At 40.7% G+C, this 18,309-nt stretch carries 15 protein-coding genes; 1 reads left to right on the top strand and 14 read right to left on the bottom strand.

Translation table 11 applies throughout. The annotated features are described in order from the left end of the window. Positions 1-320 precede the first annotated feature (320 nt). The 5 genes from K1I61_RS06805 to K1I61_RS06785 form a co-directional block, all read right to left on the bottom strand. Positions 321-1,409 carry an AI-2E family transporter gene (locus K1I61_RS06805; RefSeq protein WP_036758387.1) on the bottom strand — a complete coding sequence of 363 codons (1,089 nt, stop codon included), beginning with the start codon at positions 1,407-1,409 and terminating at the stop codon, positions 321-323. Positions 1,410-1,418: 9 nt separating this feature from the next. Continuing rightward, complete coding sequence (locus K1I61_RS06800) at positions 1,419-2,708, bottom strand: hypothetical protein (RefSeq protein ID WP_075229763.1); 1,290 nt, start codon at positions 2,706-2,708, stop codon at positions 1,419-1,421. A 645-nt stretch (positions 2,709-3,353) separates the two neighbouring features. Continuing rightward, positions 3,354-4,013: a hypothetical protein gene (locus K1I61_RS06795; RefSeq protein WP_004250746.1), complete on the bottom strand. Its 660-nt coding sequence runs from the start codon at positions 4,011-4,013 to the stop codon at positions 3,354-3,356. Positions 4,014-4,144: 131 nt separating this feature from the next. Next, on the bottom strand, positions 4,145-4,684 hold the full coding sequence (locus K1I61_RS06790; RefSeq protein WP_223333899.1) for a T6SS immunity protein Tdi1 domain-containing protein: 540 nt from the start codon (positions 4,682-4,684) through the stop codon (positions 4,145-4,147). 111 nt (positions 4,685-4,795) lie between these two features. Next, on the bottom strand, positions 4,796-5,401 hold the full coding sequence (locus K1I61_RS06785) for an immunity protein Imm33 domain-containing protein (RefSeq protein ID WP_223333901.1): 606 nt from the start codon (positions 5,399-5,401) through the stop codon (positions 4,796-4,798). 300 nt (positions 5,402-5,701) lie between these two features. Between K1I61_RS06785 and K1I61_RS06780 the strand changes: the two genes are divergently transcribed. Beyond that, positions 5,702-6,235 carry a hypothetical protein gene (locus K1I61_RS06780; RefSeq protein ID WP_074324530.1) on the top strand — a complete coding sequence of 178 codons (534 nt, stop codon included), beginning with the start codon at positions 5,702-5,704 and terminating at the stop codon, positions 6,233-6,235. A 180-nt stretch (positions 6,236-6,415) separates the two neighbouring features. Here the strand turns inward: K1I61_RS06780 and K1I61_RS06775 are convergent, their stop codons facing one another. The 9 genes from K1I61_RS06775 to fusA all read right to left on the bottom strand — a co-directional run bounded on the left by K1I61_RS06775 (position 6,416) and on the right by fusA (position 18,281). After that, on the bottom strand, positions 6,416-6,979 hold the full coding sequence (locus tag K1I61_RS06775; protein ID WP_223333903.1) for an ABC transporter substrate-binding protein: 564 nt from the start codon (positions 6,977-6,979) through the stop codon (positions 6,416-6,418). Between the two features lie 219 nt (positions 6,980-7,198). Next, positions 7,199-8,227 carry a tRNA preQ1(34) S-adenosylmethionine ribosyltransferase-isomerase QueA gene (gene queA / locus K1I61_RS06770; protein WP_223334165.1) on the bottom strand — a complete coding sequence of 343 codons (1,029 nt, stop codon included), beginning with the start codon at positions 8,225-8,227 and terminating at the stop codon, positions 7,199-7,201. A gap of 37 nt (positions 8,228-8,264) precedes the next feature. Beyond that, the gene (locus K1I61_RS06765; RefSeq protein ID WP_049504432.1) at positions 8,265-9,173 is read right to left on the bottom strand and encodes a LysR family transcriptional regulator; all 909 of its coding nucleotides are present in this window, start codon (positions 9,171-9,173) and stop codon (positions 8,265-8,267) included. A 141-nt stretch (positions 9,174-9,314) separates the two neighbouring features. Then, positions 9,315-9,545 (bottom strand): GlsB/YeaQ/YmgE family stress response membrane protein, encoded by a 231-nt coding sequence (locus tag K1I61_RS06760; protein WP_006149365.1) that lies wholly within the window; start codon positions 9,543-9,545, stop codon positions 9,315-9,317. 9 nt (positions 9,546-9,554) lie between these two features. Then, positions 9,555-10,796: an aminopeptidase gene (locus K1I61_RS06755; RefSeq protein ID WP_223333904.1), complete on the bottom strand. Its 1,242-nt coding sequence runs from the start codon at positions 10,794-10,796 to the stop codon at positions 9,555-9,557. Between the two features lie 20 nt (positions 10,797-10,816). After that, on the bottom strand, positions 10,817-10,963 hold the full coding sequence (locus K1I61_RS06750) for a hypothetical protein (RefSeq protein WP_223333906.1): 147 nt from the start codon (positions 10,961-10,963) through the stop codon (positions 10,817-10,819). A 13-nt stretch (positions 10,964-10,976) separates the two neighbouring features. Next, positions 10,977-11,654 (bottom strand): hypothetical protein, encoded by a 678-nt coding sequence (locus K1I61_RS06745; RefSeq protein WP_223333909.1) that lies wholly within the window; start codon positions 11,652-11,654, stop codon positions 10,977-10,979. A gap of 37 nt (positions 11,655-11,691) precedes the next feature. Then, entirely contained in the window at positions 11,692-16,086 is a 4,395-nt protein-coding gene (locus K1I61_RS06740) for a PolC-type DNA polymerase III (RefSeq protein WP_223333911.1), read from the bottom strand. A 113-nt stretch (positions 16,087-16,199) separates the two neighbouring features. Further along, positions 16,200-18,281, bottom strand: coding sequence for an elongation factor G (fusA, locus tag K1I61_RS06735; protein WP_004250723.1), 2,082 nt, complete (start codon positions 18,279-18,281; stop codon positions 16,200-16,202). Positions 18,282-18,309: the final 28 nt, after the last annotated feature.

The following is an 18,309-nucleotide window of genomic DNA, read 5'->3' as shown; positions in this document are numbered from 1 at the left end:
GGCTTTTTTGATGTCAAATAACTTTTTGTAGCAAATCATTATAAAGGTTTTCCAACCTTATCAAACTTATCATTTATTCTCAATCAATTGCTAGCAATATTTGATAAGACCAACTGTTTTTTACAGTACAGAGCTAGTCTATAATTAACTAAACTATACTAATTTGTGCCCATATTACATGGCCAATCCGCATAGAGATTAAAATGGGCTATTATGAATTCATAAATTTTCGCAACAGAACAAGAGCAAGTCATTTAGAAATAAAAGAGAAGAGAATCTTTCACTCTCTTCTTAGTATATCTTATTAAATTCAGTCTTTCTCAATCTACCTGATTTTCCTTTGCAACGACAAATTCTTTAACCAATCGATAGATAACAGCAGATATCGGTGTAAAGAATATCATCCCAAGTAAGCCAAAGAGATTGCCTCCAATACTAGCAGCCGCAAGCGTGAAAATAGCTGGCAAACCAATAGACTGACCTACAACTCTAGGATAAATAAGGTTTCCTTCAATCAGCTGTATAACTTGATATAGAAGAAGAGAAAGTAAGGCTTGAGTAGGACTGACTGTGAAGATAAAAATCGCTCCCACAACACAAGCAATCATAGGCCCTACATAAGGAATGAACGATAGCACTCCTGCAAAGATACCTGTCATTACTCCATAGGGTATCCCAAACACGCTGTAACCAACCGCTATCATAACTCCTATGATAACTGCTTCAATCAGCTGACTCATCAAAAATTGGTCATAAGTCTCTAGTGCTACTTGTCCAATGTAAGTCAACTTTATCACCACCTTCTCTGGAAGAAAAACTTTTAGAAGTCGACTCGTCATCGCTGCCAAATGTTCCTTACTGGATAAAAATAAAAAGGTGAAGACTATAATCAAAAAGGCATTCATCAAACTTGAAAAAATATTGCCGATATTACTAGTCAGACCTGATAAAAAACCTATCAAAGCTTGGCTAATAGAGCTAGACTGTCCCTGAATTCCTGATACGATAGTTGACAACATGTCTTTGGTTACAAATTCCGAGCTGCCTAGCAATTTCCCAAGTTGAGTAAGGACTGTTGAAAGGACTGTTCCCAGCTGACTAATAGTCTGGGCTAGGGTTGGCAGCACCAAAACCAAAAGAGCAATCACGATTAAGATAAGAGCTAGGAAAACAAGTACCATGGCAATCGGACGACGCAACTCTGCCTTTACCTTCAATTTAACTAAGTACTGTTCAATTTTTTTCATGGGAACATTGAGCACAAAAGCAATAACAGCACCATAAATCAAGGTTGATATTACATCAAAGAGAGAGATTGCTCCTGATATAAAGCTCGATGCATTCAGAATTACAAGAGCAACCAGCCCTATAAAAAGTATTAACGGGGTGTATTTTTTTACTAAGTTCATAAATTCTCCTTAATAAACATGTTTAGATACGACTATACTATTTGGTTTTTCAAACTCTCGATTAAGGTAGGCTTGGTAAGTTCCTGGAGCGATAAATCCTTTGGGTGAGAGGATATCGGTGCCAGCCTGACCGACTATGGTATCAGCCAAGAGCACACAGTTTGTAGATAAGACAAAGTAGGATTTAAACTTAGATTTGATAAATTTATAAAGTTCCCCATCCGTCTCATGTCTGATTTTATAAGCGTAGGTGTAGTCTTCCTTACCATCTTCCGTTTTAATTTTATCTGCGCTTGGCTCCCAAGGAATCGTTAGTTGTTTTAATTCAGCTAATTTTTCCTGAACCGCTTCTTCCATTTCCGGTGTCAAATCTATTCCGTAACCAAATAGCGTTTTTTGACTCTCCCGTTTACATAAGTCAATGTACTTATCACGGTCGCAAAAATATAAAACACCATCTCCAACCATACCAAATAAGGTCTCAGATGACGGATCATAGTTTCCATAAGAAATCACACGTCCTTGATAACAAAGGTCCACATGACCAATAGCTGAAAATAGAGAAGTCTCCGCTGTATGAACGAAAATTTCAAGATCTGCTGTCTTACCAAACTTCACCATTCCAAGATAGATTTCCTCTTCCTCATCAGCATTTTCCTGCATGAATTTATTGATTTTTGCTAAAGTACTTGCAGGGATGAGAGCGGCTAGGGCAATAGGTAAGCTCATTCTGACACGACGTTTGAGATGGTTTTTCCCAATTTCCTTTTCAAATAAGAAACCGTCACGGATATTGGACACACCATAAAGGCAAAAATAAGCCCCTAAAACAAAGAGTTGAAAGACAGAATTTCCCGTAGAGGACAAAAGACTAGTCCCACCAAGAAAAACTAGTACGAGACCATCTAGTAAGAAACGAAAACGAGGTCGAATTTTGTTTTTGCGGTAGAGAACATAGGTGACAAGGTTGATACTAGCATGAAAAATCTGAGAAATTCCAATCACAAGAGCCAAAATATAAATTGGCACATCAGTAGCAAGATTCGAGCCTAGCAAATATCCCATCACTAACAATTTAACCAGTGCAACTCCCAAGGTGTCCGTTGACTGACTTTTTTTGAAAATACGTAATACTAAATCTAAGACCGTTGCTATCCAAGCTAAAAACAGAACCAGTCGAATAACCGTCACTGGCAACCAAGTTCCCGTGACCATCAAGATAAGACCTAGCAGAACAAACAAGAAACCCTGAACAAGTAATTTCTTACCTGTCAGACCTAAAGAAAGAATTTTTTCCATAAAAGACCTTTCAAAAATAATAATTAAGCCCTTTGATCAAATTGACTGGTAAATAGCTGACGGCACAAACAGCCTGTGCCAGCAAGACATGGCGACTGACTGTAGCAATGTCACCATCTTGTCTTTTGCACTTCTGAAATTTGTTTTATTGATTCGAAAACAGAGCTTATAAAAACTAGCTAAACTTGAGAGATAAGTACAATTGAGACGAAAAAATGTCTAACCAATACTACTTGTAAAGGTAAGAAAATATTATTTCTATTCTATTAATGATTTATATACTATCTATTATGACACAATACTCACTATAGTTCAACTTTTTACCTATTTAAAACCATAAAGCCTACATAACTCTTTGAAGAGAACAAAAATCTGAATGTAATAAGATAGTACCCATTACCCATATTATAATTAGATTATGAATTGAAGCTTTTTGGAACTAAAATTAGGAATAATTGAGAAAGTAGGGAGGGAAATTTTGCTTTTACCCCATTTTGAAATAATTTCATTTTAGATTTTTCTAAGTTTCTTTCAAAGAGCCTGCAGGGGGCATCTAAACAACAGGAAAAAGCCTTGATTTACAAGGCTTTTTTGTTTTTCTAAAAGATTTTCTCTAGATATTTAGCAGAATCCCAAGATAGTTTCTCAATGTTCCACTTCTTCCTTAAATCGTACTTTTCCTTGGCTGTATAATCTCATAATCTTCACAAAGCGAACTGGATTGTTTTGGTTATACAAAAGAAATACTGAAAAGAATAACAAGCCAGCAAACCACAAACCATAGCCTTCATCACCAATCGGTTGGCCAAATTTTAGAGGAAGAATCAAGAAATACAAAAAGTAATAGATAGACACTATATTTACTACAAAGCGGGCAAATCGATAAGGTAAAGCAGACAGTTGTCTAGGATCAAACTGGTTTTTTACAAACAAATTATGAGATGCTGCAAAGAAAAAGACTTTCTCTGTCGTTGGCTGGGCCTTTCGAACATTTTTATAAAGTGCTCGTTCAAGTATAGCAACCAACAAGGAAAACTGCATCAACCAAAATAGAAGAATACAGGCTAGACTGAACCAGTTATAGACACCAATAAACTTGAGGGAAAAGAAGCCCGAAATTGCAGGTCCACCTACTAGTAAGAGAATTACCAATTCAGGAATAAAAGAATTCGTTTCACCAGCTTTTTCAGTATTGAGCAACTTACTCTTTGGAGCAGCTAAAGCCTCTCCTGTCTTTTGGTCATAATAAACAGCCTGACCATTGCATTCGCCAATAAAGACACGACGGCGTCCGAGAAAAAACATACATACCTCTTTCTATTTATGAAAACAGATTCTCAAAGTTTGGAATTTTATTATCCTAGTATACCACAAACCATATGTATCAGCTCTGGTCAATCCACAAAAAAACCACCGCGAGGGTGGTTCTTTCTTTATCAATCGTCAAACACTCCGCCTGTGAGTTGGTACATGAGGTAAATGTGCTCCAGAACTTTGACTTTATCCATGTGTTCCACATCTTTAAACCCTCCTAATGCCAGGAGTGGAACAAAACCGAAACATTGGTCATAAGACAGAGTACCATGGTTTGACACAGCTTGTCTATATAAATCAAGTTCAAATTTTTTTGTAATATATTCGTTATCTAAATATTGAACGAATAAATCCATTCCCTTACAAATAATATCCAAATCTTGAATATTGTATTGAACAATTCCCACAAAGGCATTCTTTTCCCAAGTTACAATATCTCCAAATGCTGTTACGAACATAGGAAAAGCGATATCTCCTCTGAAATAGCTATCTCGGAGAAGTTCAAGATAGTCATCTGGATTGATGACTTTTAGATAACCATCTAAGAAGGTTCCTAAACCATCTTCCTGCCAAATTTGAACTAACTCAGCTGGTACTTGATCCTTGTATTTTTCAATCACTTCTTGGGGCATATCTGCCACTTTTACAAAGTTTTCTATCATTTTATCCTCCTTTTTTGAGTTCATAGACAAGACTATTAGATGTCATTCGTCATTCACTAGCTAGAAAATATAAAATAGGTTGCTTTTCTGTACCAAATAAAGTGACTATCTTTACGAAGCGGAAAAAATTTCCTCATCTTGTTCATTCAGAATCGCTTGAACTTCTCCACCATTAACCACTACTAAATAGTCCACTGGTAGAATCAAAGATTTTATTAGTTTTGGATTCTTTTTCAATATTTCAAAAGCATACATAGCAACAAAATCATCTGTATCTTGATTTTGATAGCCAATAAACCAGCCCGAATCACCTTTTCGATCAGTGTCTTGTCTCTGCAAATAATAATGTTGACTCTCAAAGACATCTTTGGCTAACACTATTTTCTCATCAAATCTAATATCAGAAACTTCAAAATCGAACTCTTTAACCAGTCTACTTTGTTCAGCCTGAATCCAAAGAGCCAAGGTTAAATCATCAGTAAACTCTTTAAAAGGATTTGTCTCATAGTTGACTGACATTATCCTAAATTGGTCCATATTTAATTGAACAAGTTTATATATACTAAAACCAATTTGTAATAGCAGACCATCTCGTATTCTTTCCTTTGAAGGCAGGACATTTACAATTTTAAGCCATTCCTCAAAGAAACCTTCTGAGAATGTCCCGTAAAAGAGTAAACCATTCTTCTCTACTTTTATATCAAGCACTTCAGTCATTTTTTCAACCTCCTTAAAATTTCATTTTGTAGCTTCGTTCTAGCTTCACGCTCCAAAGCTATCATTAATTTGCTTTTCCATTTTATCCTCCGATTTACTTGTATCCTTGTTTTCATTATAATCCTAGTATACCACATTCCATATGCTAGTTCATAGGATAACTAAGGTTGGAAGATTGCTAAAAGGTTGACAGAACTTCGCTCCATAGGATATGATGGGAATACCTAGAATTTTATCTCTGCACGACCTATACGCCTTCTACTGAGCGTTGGTGAGTTCAATTCTATATTTGGAGGTTTTATGAAAATCTATTATTCAAAATTTGTCGGTGTCGGCTATCTAGTCTTTGCGGCGGGTGTATTCTTTCAATTTTTCTTTTTCCTCGCGCATGGATTGATCGACTTTTCCCAGCTTAGTCTTCTTACTGTGGTTCCAACCATCCTCTTTTTCGCTGCTATCTATTCAACGATTGCAGGCATCAAAAGACTTTCTAGTCGTAGGCTCTCCTTTGAATTCACCTTTGAAGGTATTTATGTCTATCCTGGGTTATTCTTCTCAAAAGAAATTTTCATCCCAAAAGAAGAATTGTTGCGAGCATCGTATGTTGAAGTGGATGTCAGTGACCCCGACCATGTCAACAGCAAGGCTTGCTATTTAGATTTTGACCTGAGAGAGGTGACCCAGCTAGAAGATATTTCTAAGTCAAACGTCATCATCGATACAAGTGTTCTGATATTGCGACTCGCTCTTAGCCTCTGTCGATTTAGAGAGGAAGAAAAAGCCGAGTTGGCGACCTATCTAAAAGAAAACTACGGAATTGATTTCTTATATTAGCAAGTAAAGAAAGCCCTGATGTAGGGCTTTTTTGATATTATCCTTATTATCTTTCACTTTAAAGTGGACTTGTTCATTATCCAACTTAAACGTCATGTATAGTTGAATGATAAAAAATTTATGCTTTGAGAACATAGAAAAGCAAGGACATTTCACCACCCTTACTTCTGATTGATGTTCTTAGTTACGGTAAAACTGGTTATCTTTGTCGCTTACAGATTGACCGATAGACAAGACATCTTGACTGCCATCTGTACCTGTCACTTCGTTTTGGACTCCAGCTGGGGTAAAGATCAGTCGTGCCCCTTGCCCACCACCGACAAGATGAATACCTGTTGAGTAGTAGCCGTCTTTTTCCTCTACTTGCCCCATCTCGTATTTAAAGGTTCCATTTGAACTTTGGATCGTTACAATTCCATCTGCTGTGACTGTTGCAGTTATTCCCGCGTAGTTTTCCCAAGTCCCTACAAACTTAGCGTAAGCCTCTTGTGATTTTTGCTTATCTTCCTTTTGTTCTGCTTGAGTGGTTGTAGCTTCTGCCGCACTATTTGTTTCTGACTTCTGCTCCTCTTTTTGGCCTGCTTCAGTTTTACTTGCGGACTCTGTAATCACCTTGCTTGTTGTCTCCTTTTGGTTTGAAGATGACGTGTTCTTGTCAGTCTTTCCTCCACAAGCAGCTAATGTTAAGACCGCCAGCAAAGCAAGAGCTGAAAGACTAGTGTAACGCAATGTTTTGTTTTTCATAAAAATCTCCTTTTGAAATGGTGACCCAGTTTAGTCTGAATCTAAAATGGCTAGTCCGAAATTACATATATTTTTGACGGCTAACCTGTAGTTTTCAGTGTATCATTTATTTCCATATAATTCAATAGCTATTTTGGTAACTTTGTGTAAGATCAAGCAAAAAACTGATCCAAGAATGAATCAGTCTCTCTTTATATCTTCTTTGATTTTTCAATAGCTTTAATAGATAAACATGGCATCGCCAAAGCTAAAGAAACGATATTTTTGGTCAATAGCATGCTGGTAGGCTTCGAGGACCAATTCACGTCCTGCAAAGGCTGAAACGAGCATGACCAGTGTTGACTTAGGCAAGTGGAAATTAGTAGAAAAAGCATCCACAACCTTCCAGTCATAACCTGGCTTGATAAAGATATTGGTCCAGCCAGAGTCTGCTTGAATTTGACCGTCAAACTTGCTTCCGATAGTTTCTAGCGTACGGATTGAGGTTGTCCCCACGGCAATCACGCGACCTCCATTTTCCTTGACCTGACGCAAGGTCGCTGCAGCTTCCTCAGACAATTGGTAAAACTCTGAGTGCATCTCGTGCTCATCTAGATTGTCGACTGAAACAGGTCTAAAGGTACCAAGACCAACATGCAAGGTCAAGTAGACAAGGTGAACACCTTTTTGCTGGATTTCTTCTAGTAACTCCTTGGTAAAATGCAAACCTGCAGTCGGAGCAGCCGCTGAACCACTCTCCTTGGCATAGACGGTCTGGTAACGTTCACGGTCATCCAACTTTTCGTGGATATAAGGAGGCAAAGGCATTTCTCCAAGGCTTTCAAGCACTTCAAGGAAAATCCCCTCATACTCAAAGCGAACAATACGACCTCCATGGGTTAATTCCTCGGTCACAACTGCGCTTAGACGACCATCACCAAAGATAACGCGGGTGCCGACCTTGAGACGTTTAGCTGGTTTAGCCAGTACTTCCCACTCATCTCCTGCTGTATTTTTCAAAAGCAAGAGTTCAACATGGCCTCCTGTTTCTTCTTTTTGGCCATGAAGTCGAGCTGGCAGAACGCGTGTGTCATTCATAACCAGGGCATCCCCTGGCTCTAGCATTTCAATAATAGAGTGAAAATGGCGATCTTGAAATTCCCCTGTTTTGCGATTGACTATCAAGAGTTTAGAGGCATCGCGCTTTTCCAGAGGTGTTTGTGCAATCAATTCCTCTGGCAAGTGGAAATCAAAATCATTGGTATTCATTGGTGTCATTTTTCCTTTTCTTTTCTAATAGAATTCATTAGCTGTCAAAGCGAACTTCTTCAAGTAGGTATTCAATGAAGCGTTCACCCATCTTAGACAAGCTAGTTTTCTCATGCTGGATATAAACCAGTTCAATGGGATCATCAATATCAAGTGGAATCGAGACAATATTGTCTCCATTAAGATTACTATTAAGGATACCAGTCGCGATGGTATAGCCGTCCAAACCAATCAAGAGATTGAACAAGGTCGCACGGTCACTAACCACGATGGATTTCTTGTGGTGTTCCTGTGACAAAATCTCTTCTGAGAAGTAGAAGGAATTATGGGTTCCTTGGTCATAGCTCAAATATGGGAAGTCTTCTAGGTCTGCCAACTGCACCTTGTCTCTTTTAGCAAGAGGGTTAGTCTTGCTGACAAAGATATGGGGTTGGGCTGTAAAGAGATGGTGGGCAACTAGATGGTTGTCATCCAACATCTTCGAAAGAACATCTCGGTTATAGCTATTTAAAAAGAGAACCCCCACTTCACTTCGGAAGTTCTTGACATCATCGATAATCTCCCAAGTTCTCGTCTCACGCAAAAAAAGCTCGTACTTTTCCATATCGCTTTTCTTGAGCAAGGAAACAAAGGCATTAACTACAAAGGCATAGTGCTGCGAAGACACACTAAAAAGCTCGCGATGAGCGATTGGGTTCTTATAGCGTTCTTCTAGAAGTTGCGTTTGCTCGACAACCTGACGTGCATAGGATAAAAACTCCATCCCATCACGTGTAAGGGTAATTCCTTTAGGATTTCGGATAAAAATCTCAATTCCCATCTCATTTTCTAGGTCACGAACGGCATTTGATAGAGAAGGCTGAGTAATGAAAAGTTGCTTGGCAGCCTCATTCATCGAACCAGTCTCTACGATTTTGATAATATAGTGTAATTGTTGAATTCTCATGTTTTTATTGTACCATACTTGAGGCAATATAAAAAGAACCAGTAACTGAAAGCCAAGCTAGTCGCATATCAGTCTTTTTGCAGCTCATAAAAAAGAGGTTAGAAGATTTCCAACCTCTTTTTCTGTTCTAGCAAGTTAAAACTAGCTGTCTTTTCTCCAAAAGATGGCTAATAAAATCATGGCTCCCAAAACTGATGGGATAATAGCCGTATCAGCTAAGATAGGCCCCCAAGTTCCAAAAAGCATTTGACCCAGGAAAGCACCAATCCAACCCAGGAACATTTTCCCGAAGCATCCCATCCGTTCTCCACGATTGGTGATAGCTCCTGCTAATAGTCCGATCAAAAGACCGACAAACATACTTCCAATCATAGTTTCTCCTTAAATTGCCCAATCTCCATTGCGGAAGAGTGGTACGCGTGTTCCATCCTCACGGATACCATCGATATCCATTTGGTTCGAACCAATCATAAAGTCAACGTGGACGTCTGAACGGTTAAGTCCTGCAGCTTCAAGCTCTTCTTCACTCATCTCTGCTCCACCAACGACGCTCGTTGCATAGGCTGCACCAATAGCCAAGTGGTTAGAAGCATTTTCATCGAAAAGGGTGTTAAAGAAGGTAATGCCTGACTGTGAAATTGGGCTTGGATCTGGTACCAAGGCACATTCGCCCAAGGCACGCGCACCAGCATTCTTAAAGACAAGGTCCTTCATTACTTGATCACCCTTCTCAGCCGAAATATCAACAATTTGACCATTTTCAAAGGTCACCTTGATACCTTCGATGATGTTTCCATTGTAGCTAAGAGGTTTTGTAGAAGTGACATAACCATCTGCGCGACGGAAGTCAGGGGCTGTAAAGACCTCTTCTGTTGGCATATTTGGCAAGAAACCTTCGCCTTGGGCATTGATCGCTCCGGCAGATTCCCAAACGTGGTTCTTAGGCAAGCCAAGTGTCAAGTCTGTTCCAGGAGCAGTGTAGTGAAGAGCTGAAAATTGCTCTTTGTTGAGCATTTCCGCCTTGCTCTTCAAGATAGCTGCATGTTTTTCCCAAGCCTTAACTGGATCTTCTTCGTAGACACGGCAAGTCTTGAAGATTTGGTCCCAAAGGAGATCGACTGCTTCTTCGTCGCTTGCAGCATTTGGAAAGACCTTCTTAGCCCACTCAAGTCCAGCAGCAGCTGCTACAGTCCAGCTAACCTTGTTAGATTGAGTTGCGATACGCATTGGCTTCATTGCAATTCCCATAGCTTTTGCATAAGCTGAGAGCTTTTCAGCATCTACTCCATTCAAGGCACCCGGGTCAGAAGAACGAACACCGAGACGACTCGCTTTGTTTTCAAGAAGGTAATTCATCTCAGCAATCTTGTATTCTGGTACATTGTCCAAACGCTCCATTGGCGCGTGGAGGAATTTCTCACGGTTTACAAAGTCATCTGCCCATTGAACAATAACTTCGTGCGCTCCAAGTGCATAGGCTTCTTTGACGATCAAGTGAGCCAACTCGCGTTGCTCCACATCGATAGAGAGAGCCAAGGTATGACCAGGTTGCACGTTCACTCCGTTTGCAACCAAAAGCTTAGCGTATTTTTCTAGATTTTCTTTAAAATTTGGTAAAACCATCTTGTTTCTCTTTTCTATTTTTATTTCAAAGCAGAAAGTAGCCCTGCTAGTGCAATAGTACCTGACAAGAGTGCTGTCGATAGAAGGATTGTCTGATCAGCAAGTTCCAATTGGTACTCAAAGACTTTTTCAGCTGGCTTGTCTTCCGCAAAAATTCTTAGTTTCATGAAATGTCCTTTCTTATTCTTCGTACTCTCCTAGATAGAGATGTCGTGCCTCTGGACTATTTGTAAGGATATCTATATAGGTTTCATAGTCATCAAGCAGAGGCTTTCCTAAAGAGATATCTTGTTCTGGATTTATATTTTTTCCATAAAGAAAGCAAAGATAGAGGCGTTCGTTGAGTGTTGGAAATACTTCAATAGACATAAGTTCAGCCTGACCTACCCGATCCCAATCTTTTTCTTTGATATCTGGTATGATATAGGCTTGGAAAAGTCCCATAAGTGGATTATCTTCTGGTTGTCCACTGTCCTTATCCGCCAGAACCAAAGAACAGCGTTGACCAAAACCAACTACTTGGCGCTCCCTTCCCTTTACCGAAATAGTAATATTATGCCCTCCAATATGACTATAAATCCATTCTTTAGGCAGTTCATAATCTAACAGGGGGGTAACTTCTTTGACAATCGCTACAGGACTATAGCGTAGAAACTGGCGAGTAACAGCCTTGCAAAAGAGGATATCCTCCTCTTTCAAGGTCACTCCCTTCCAATTATTTTCCTCGTCAAAATGGTTGAAAAATACCAGATAGGGATCACGCACCATTTGTGCTAATACATAAACGCCATTTCGCAAACGTATGGAAATAACTTTCCCTGGTTTCCAGGGTGTTGCTCTTTTTTTCTTTTCCATCATGATACAACCTCAAACCTACACAAGACATTTCAAACTATTAAAACAAATCATCAAACAAACTCAACTGATTATCCTCTGGCATATTGCCGAGAATTCCCATTTCATCCATCTTTTCAACCAAGGTTGATGAGAGTCCACCACGCTTGCGGAGTTCAGTTTTAGAGAGGAACTCACCTTCTTGACGAGCTCGCACCAATTGCTTGGCAACGTTCTCTCCTAGTCCATCCATAGCGACAAACGGTGGGATGAGAGTATCTCCATCGATGATGAATTCAGTCGCATCACTGCGATATAGGTCCAATTTACCAAACTTAAAGCCACGTTCCCACATCTCATTGACGATTTCAAGTGTTGTGTAAAGGTCAATTTCTACATTAGAAGCTTCATTGTTCTTGCGTTTTTCAGCAATTTCTTGCATCTTACGTTTGATAGCATCCAAGCCTGCACCCATGGTCTTGATATCAAAGGCCTTGGCACGGATGGAGAAGTAAGCACAATAATAATAAATCGGGTGGTGAACCTTGAAGTAAGCCACACGAAGGGCCATCATAACGTAGGCTGCCGCATGGGCTTTAGGGAACATGTACTTGATTTTTCCACAAGATTCGATATACCACTCAGGCACATTATTGGCCTTCATGGCTTCGATATAACCATTGCGCTCTTCTTCTGATATTTTGAGCCACAATCCCTTACGCACTCGCTCCATGATGGTAAAGGCCATCTTAGGATCTAAACCTGCGTGCATGAGGTAAACCATGATGTCATCCCGACATCCGATAACGGTTGATAGGTCCGCTATTCCAGCCTTAATCAAATCTTGGGCATTTCCCAACCAAACGTCAGTACCGTGAGACAGACCAGAAAGCTGAAGCAACTCCGCAAAGGTCGTCGGATGGGTTTCATCCACCATCCCTCGAACAAAGTTAGTACCAAACTCTGGAATACCAAGCATACCAGTTGAAGTCCCGATTTGATCAGGGGTCACTCCAAGGATATCTGTACCTGAGAAAAGGTCCATGACACCAGGATCATCCATAGGAATATCATTTGGATCAATGCCTGACAAGTCCTGGAGTTTGCGAATCATGGTCGGATCATCGTGTCCCAGGACATCGAGTTTGAGGACGTTCTCATCGATATCGTGGAAGTTAAAGTGAGTGGTCTGCCATTCAGCAGTTACATCATCTGCAGGATACTGCACTGGAGTAAAGTCATAGACGTCCATATAGTTTGGAATAACAACGATTCCTCCTGGGTGTTGACCGGTCGTCCGTTTAACACCAGCAGCTCCTTGGGCTAGGCGCTCCACTTCAGCTTCTCGGTAGAATTTGCCATAATCACGCTCGTAACCCTTGACAAATCCATAGGCTGTTTTAGCAGCCACCGTACCAACCGTTCCTGCACGGAAGGCATATTCTTCCCCAAAGATATCACGAACATCCAAGTGGGCGCTTGGCTGGTCTTCACCTGAGAAGTTCAAATCGATATCAGGTACCTTATCCCCATCAAAACCAAGGAAGGTCTCGAAAGGAATGTCCTGTCCATTCTTGCTGAGTTTATGGCCACATTTTGGACAGTCTTTATTTGGCATATCAAATCCTGAACCGTAGGAACCATCCGTGATAAATTCACTGTACTGACACTGACCACAGACATAGTGAGGAGAAAGCGGATTAACCTCGGTAATTCCAATCATGGTCGCAACGAAACTGGATCCAACAGACCCACGTGAACCAACCAAGTAGCCTCGTTCGTTTGAACGGTGTACTAACATTTGCGAAGCCAGATAAATCACGGCGAATCCATTCCCCAGAATAGAGGTTAGTTCCTTTTCAATCCGCAAATCAACGATATCTGGCAGTGGATTTCCATAGATTTCAAAGGCTTTTTTATAGGTTAACTCGGCGACCGTTTCTTCAGCCTTGTCAATGAAAGGCGTGTACAAATCACCCTTTACAACCTCCACAGGCTCAAAGATTTCTGCCAAGGCATTGGTATTTTCAATAACAATTTTGCGAGCCAAGTCTTCCCCTAGAAAGGCAAATTCATCCAACATTTCATTAGTTGTTCTAAAGTGTGCCTTTGGTAGCGGAGCAGGCTGGGCAGCTTCTCCATGGCCGATCGTTCGGTTAATCATGGCACCCTGACCGAGACTTCGCACGATAATCTCGCGATAAATCTCATCCTCAGGTTCGATATAGTGGACGTTTCCTGTCGCAAGAACTGGCTTACCGAGACGGTCTCCGACCTCAATCAAGCTCTTGATAATGGTCTGGAGTTCCTCCATATCCTTGACCTGCTCTTTGGCAATCAGAGGTGCATAGATAGCCGGAGGCATCACCTCGATAAAATCATAGTATTTAGCTACTTCGACTGCCGCATCTACCCCTTGTGATACGACTGCATCAAAGACTTCCCCTTCCGTACAGGCTGAACCTAAGATCAAACCTTCTCGATGGGCATCCAGCACCGTACGTGGAATCCGTGGAACTCCTTCAAAATACTGGGTATTAGAGAGGGACACCAGCTTAAAGATATTTTTCAAGCCCACCTGATTTTTCACATAGATTGTCGCATGCTTGACACGAGCTTTTTTATATGAATCTGGACTGATTAAATCAAGGTTTAATCGTGCTAAGTCCGTCACACCGTGTTTTTCTGCTACTTCTTTGATAAAGATAAAGAGCAGACGGCCAGTTGCTTCCGCATCATAGTTGGCCATATGGTGGTGTTCTAGGGCTACACCAAAACGTTTGGTCAATGGTCCGAGACCATGGCGTTTGTACTCAGGATAGAGATTTCTAGCGAACTCTAGCGTATCGATGACAGGTTGACTAATTTTTGGTAGGCCATGACGCTCATAGTTAGCATTCATAAAGCCAACGTCAAAGCTTGCATTATGGGCGACAAGAACGGTATCTTTACAGAATTCTTGGAATTCTTTCAGAACTTGAACCAAAGGTTTAGCATTTTTTACATGGTCATCAGTAATCCCAGTCAATTCAGTTGTAAAAGCTGACAAGGGATGCCCTGGATTGATAAATTCATCAAACTCAGCGATGATATTGCCCTTATACATCTTGGAAGCCGCCACCTGAATCAAATCATTATAGATAGCTGATAGACCTGTCGTTTCCACGTCAAAGACCACATAGGTAGCTTCAGAAAGGTCCATCTCCACTTCGTTATAAACGATAGGAACACGATCTTCAACGATATTGGCTTCCATACCATAGATGAGCTGAATACCAGCTTTCTTGGCGGCCTTACAGCCGTGAGGGAAAGATTGAACATTGCCATGATCTGTGATAGCTACTGCTTTGTGACCCCATTTGGCAGCTGTCGCAACGATTTCTTCCACCTCAGGAAGAGCATCCATAGTCGACATATTAGTATGGGCATGAAACTCAACGCGACGCTCACCTTCTGGCATCAAGTCTTTCCGTTCATAATGAACTACTTCCTGCACATCTTGCACATTCATGGTCAAATCTCGTGTGAAATTATTGACCTCGACATTTCCACGAACACGGAGCCATGAATTTTTCTTAATGATATCAAACTTCTGAGCTTCCTCTTCGTTTCGGACCCATTTTTGCATAGAGAAACTAGATGTATAGTCAGTCATCTTGAAATTAATCAAGACACGACCCGTTCTAGTCACTTTATGCTCCACATCAAAGACAACCCCTTCAAAAACCAATCGATTTTCTTCGGTATTGACCTCAATCATTGGAGTAATCTCAGCCTTGTCGAGTTTAGGCTTAGCAGCTGCCTTCTTGGCTTGGAAATCAAAGACAGGTTTATCCTCAACTGGAGGAGGCGGTGCCATCTGTTCTAACTGTTCCATAGCTCGAAGGGTCTCATCATTGGCAGCCTGAACAATCATTTGATTTTCAGAATGGAAAGCTTCCTGCTCTTCCTTTGTCAAATCTTCATTTTTCTCTAAATGGCATGTAAACTTAGGAAAACCAAAGAGCTCAAGTTGTTTGCTAAGATTTGGCAAATGGTTTTTTCTGAAATGCTCTGTATCTGCTGCTTCAGAGGCCTCAATAATCAATTGATCATTTTCAAATCGAACCTGAAAATCCTGATACATGGTCCGAAATCCTTGGCTAGAACAAGGCCCATCTGAAAAAGCCTCCCGATAGTAGGCCTGTAAAAGCTCTCTTGAAAAATCTTGATCTTTCGTTTTAATCTCGAAAGTCGCTTGATTTCCCGTTTTTGAAAATTCTTCTTTCAATCCCTTCTTCAATGCTAAAAAGAGTTCAAAGGGGAGGATATTCTCAAATACAAAACGAAACTCCCAAATGTTACTTTGTTTGTGTACAATAACTTGTTCAATTTCAGCCCGGGAGAAGGCCTCATAATTTCTTATCTCAGCAGGGATACCCAACTGATTCATTAAAATTTCAAAAGTGGTTGACATCCATTTTCCTCACAATATACTCCTTCTATTTTACCATATTTGAGGCAATTTTAGCTATTTCTACCAAACAGAAAAAGAAGCCACAAAGTGACTTCTTTTAAAGTGACGGTGAATTATTCTTCACCTTTGTTTTTCTTAATGATTTCTTCTTGTACTGACTTAGGTACATCTTCGTAGTGGTCGAATACCATCATGAATGTACCACGTCCTTGTGATGCAGAACGAAGAACTGTTGCGTAACCAAACATTTCAGCAAGTGGAACGTAAGCACGAACGATTTGGCTGTTACCGTGTGCTTCCATACCATCTACACGTCCACGACGAGCAGTTACGTGACCCATAACATCACCAAGGTTTTCTTCTGGAACAGTGATTGTTACAAGCATCATTGGCTCAAGGATAGCTGGTTGTGCAGTCTTAGCAGCTTCTTTAAGTGCAAGAGATGCAGCGATCTTGAAGGCAGTTTCAGATGAGTCGACATCGTGGTATGAACCATCGTAAAGCTTAGCTTTAACGTCAACCATTGGGTAACCAGCAAGAACACCGTTAGCCATAGATTCTACCAAACCTTTTTCAACCGCTGGGATAAATTCACGAGGAACCACACCACCGACGATTGCGTTTTCGAATTCGAATCCTTTACCTTCTTCGTTTGGAGTAAATTCAATCCATACATCACCGAATTGACCTTTACCACCAGACTGACGTTTGAAGAATCCACGTGCTTGAGTAGAAGCGCGGAATGTTTCACGGTAAGATACTTGAGGAGCACCTACGTTCGCTTCAACTTTGAACTCACGACGCATACGGTCAACAAGGACGTCAAGGTGAAGCTCACCCATACCAGAGATAACTGTTTCACCAGTTTCAACGTTAGTTTCAACGCGGAATGTTGGATCTTCTTCAGCCAATTTTTGAAGGGCGATACCCATCTTGTCTTGGTCTGCTTTAGATTTAGGCTCAACCATCAATTGGATAACTGGTTCTGGAACGTTGATTGACTCAAGGATGATTTTAGCTTTTTCATCTGTCAATGAGTCACCAGTTGTAGTGTCTTTCAAACCAACGGCAGCAGCGATATCACCTGAGTAAACAGTGTCGATTTCTTGACGGCTGTTAGCGTGCATTTGAAGGATACGTCCGATACGTTCACGTTTACCTTTAGAAGTATTCAATACGTAAGAACCTGATTGAAGAACACCTGAGTAAACACGGAAGAATGTCAAACGACCTACGAATGGGTCAGTCATGATCTTGAAGGCAAGAGCTGCAAATGGCTCTTCATCAGATGCTGGTCGAGTTTCTTCTTCTTCAGTATCTGGGTTGATACCTTTGATCGCAGGGATATCAAGTGGGCTTGGAAGGTAGTCGATAACCGCATCAAGCATCAATTGAACACCCTTGTTCTTGAAGGCAGAACCACAAAGTACTGGGTAGAATTCAACGTTGATAGTCGCTTTACGGATACCAGCTTTCAATTCTTCGTTAGTGATTTCTTCACCTTCGAGATATTTCATCATCAATTCTTCATCAGTTTCAGCAACTGCTTCAACCAATTTTTCACGGTATTCTTGAGCTTGGTCAAGGTATTCAGCTGGAATATCTTCTTCAAGGATATCTGTACCAAGGTCGTTAGTATAGATTTCAGCTTTCATCTTGATCAAGTCGATGATTCCACGGAAGTCATCTTCAGCACCGATTGGCAATTGAATTGGGTGTGCATTTGCTTGAAGACGATCGTGAAGTGTGCTTACTGAGTAAAGGAAGTCAGCACCGATTTTGTCCATTTTATTGGCAAATACGATACGTGGAACCCCGTACTCAGTTGCTTGACGCCAAACTGTTTCAGTTTGAGGCTCAACACCTGATTGTGAGTCAAGAACTGTAACCGCACCGTCCAATACACGAAGAGAACGTTGTACTTCGATTGTGAAGTCCACGTGTCCTGGTGTGTCGATGATGTTTACGCGGTGGTTGTTCCATTGAGCTGTTGTCGCAGCAGATGTGATAGTGATACCACGTTCTTGCTCTTGCTCCATCCAGTCCATTTGTGACGCACCTTCGTGAGTTTCACCGATTTTGTGGATTTTACCAGTGTAGTAAAGAATACGCTCAGTTGTAGTTGTTTTACCAGCATCGACGTGGGCCATGATACCGATATTACGAGTTTTTTCAAGTGAAAATTCGCGTGCCATGAGGTTTATTTCTCCTATATTTTTTATT

Origin of the sequence: Streptococcus infantis, assembly GCF_019929665.1 — a bacterium.
Taxonomy (GTDB): domain Bacteria; phylum Bacillota; class Bacilli; order Lactobacillales; family Streptococcaceae; genus Streptococcus; species Streptococcus infantis_H.
Note: the sequence above shows the minus strand (reverse complement) of the source record. Positions and strands in the feature narration are given on the sequence as shown.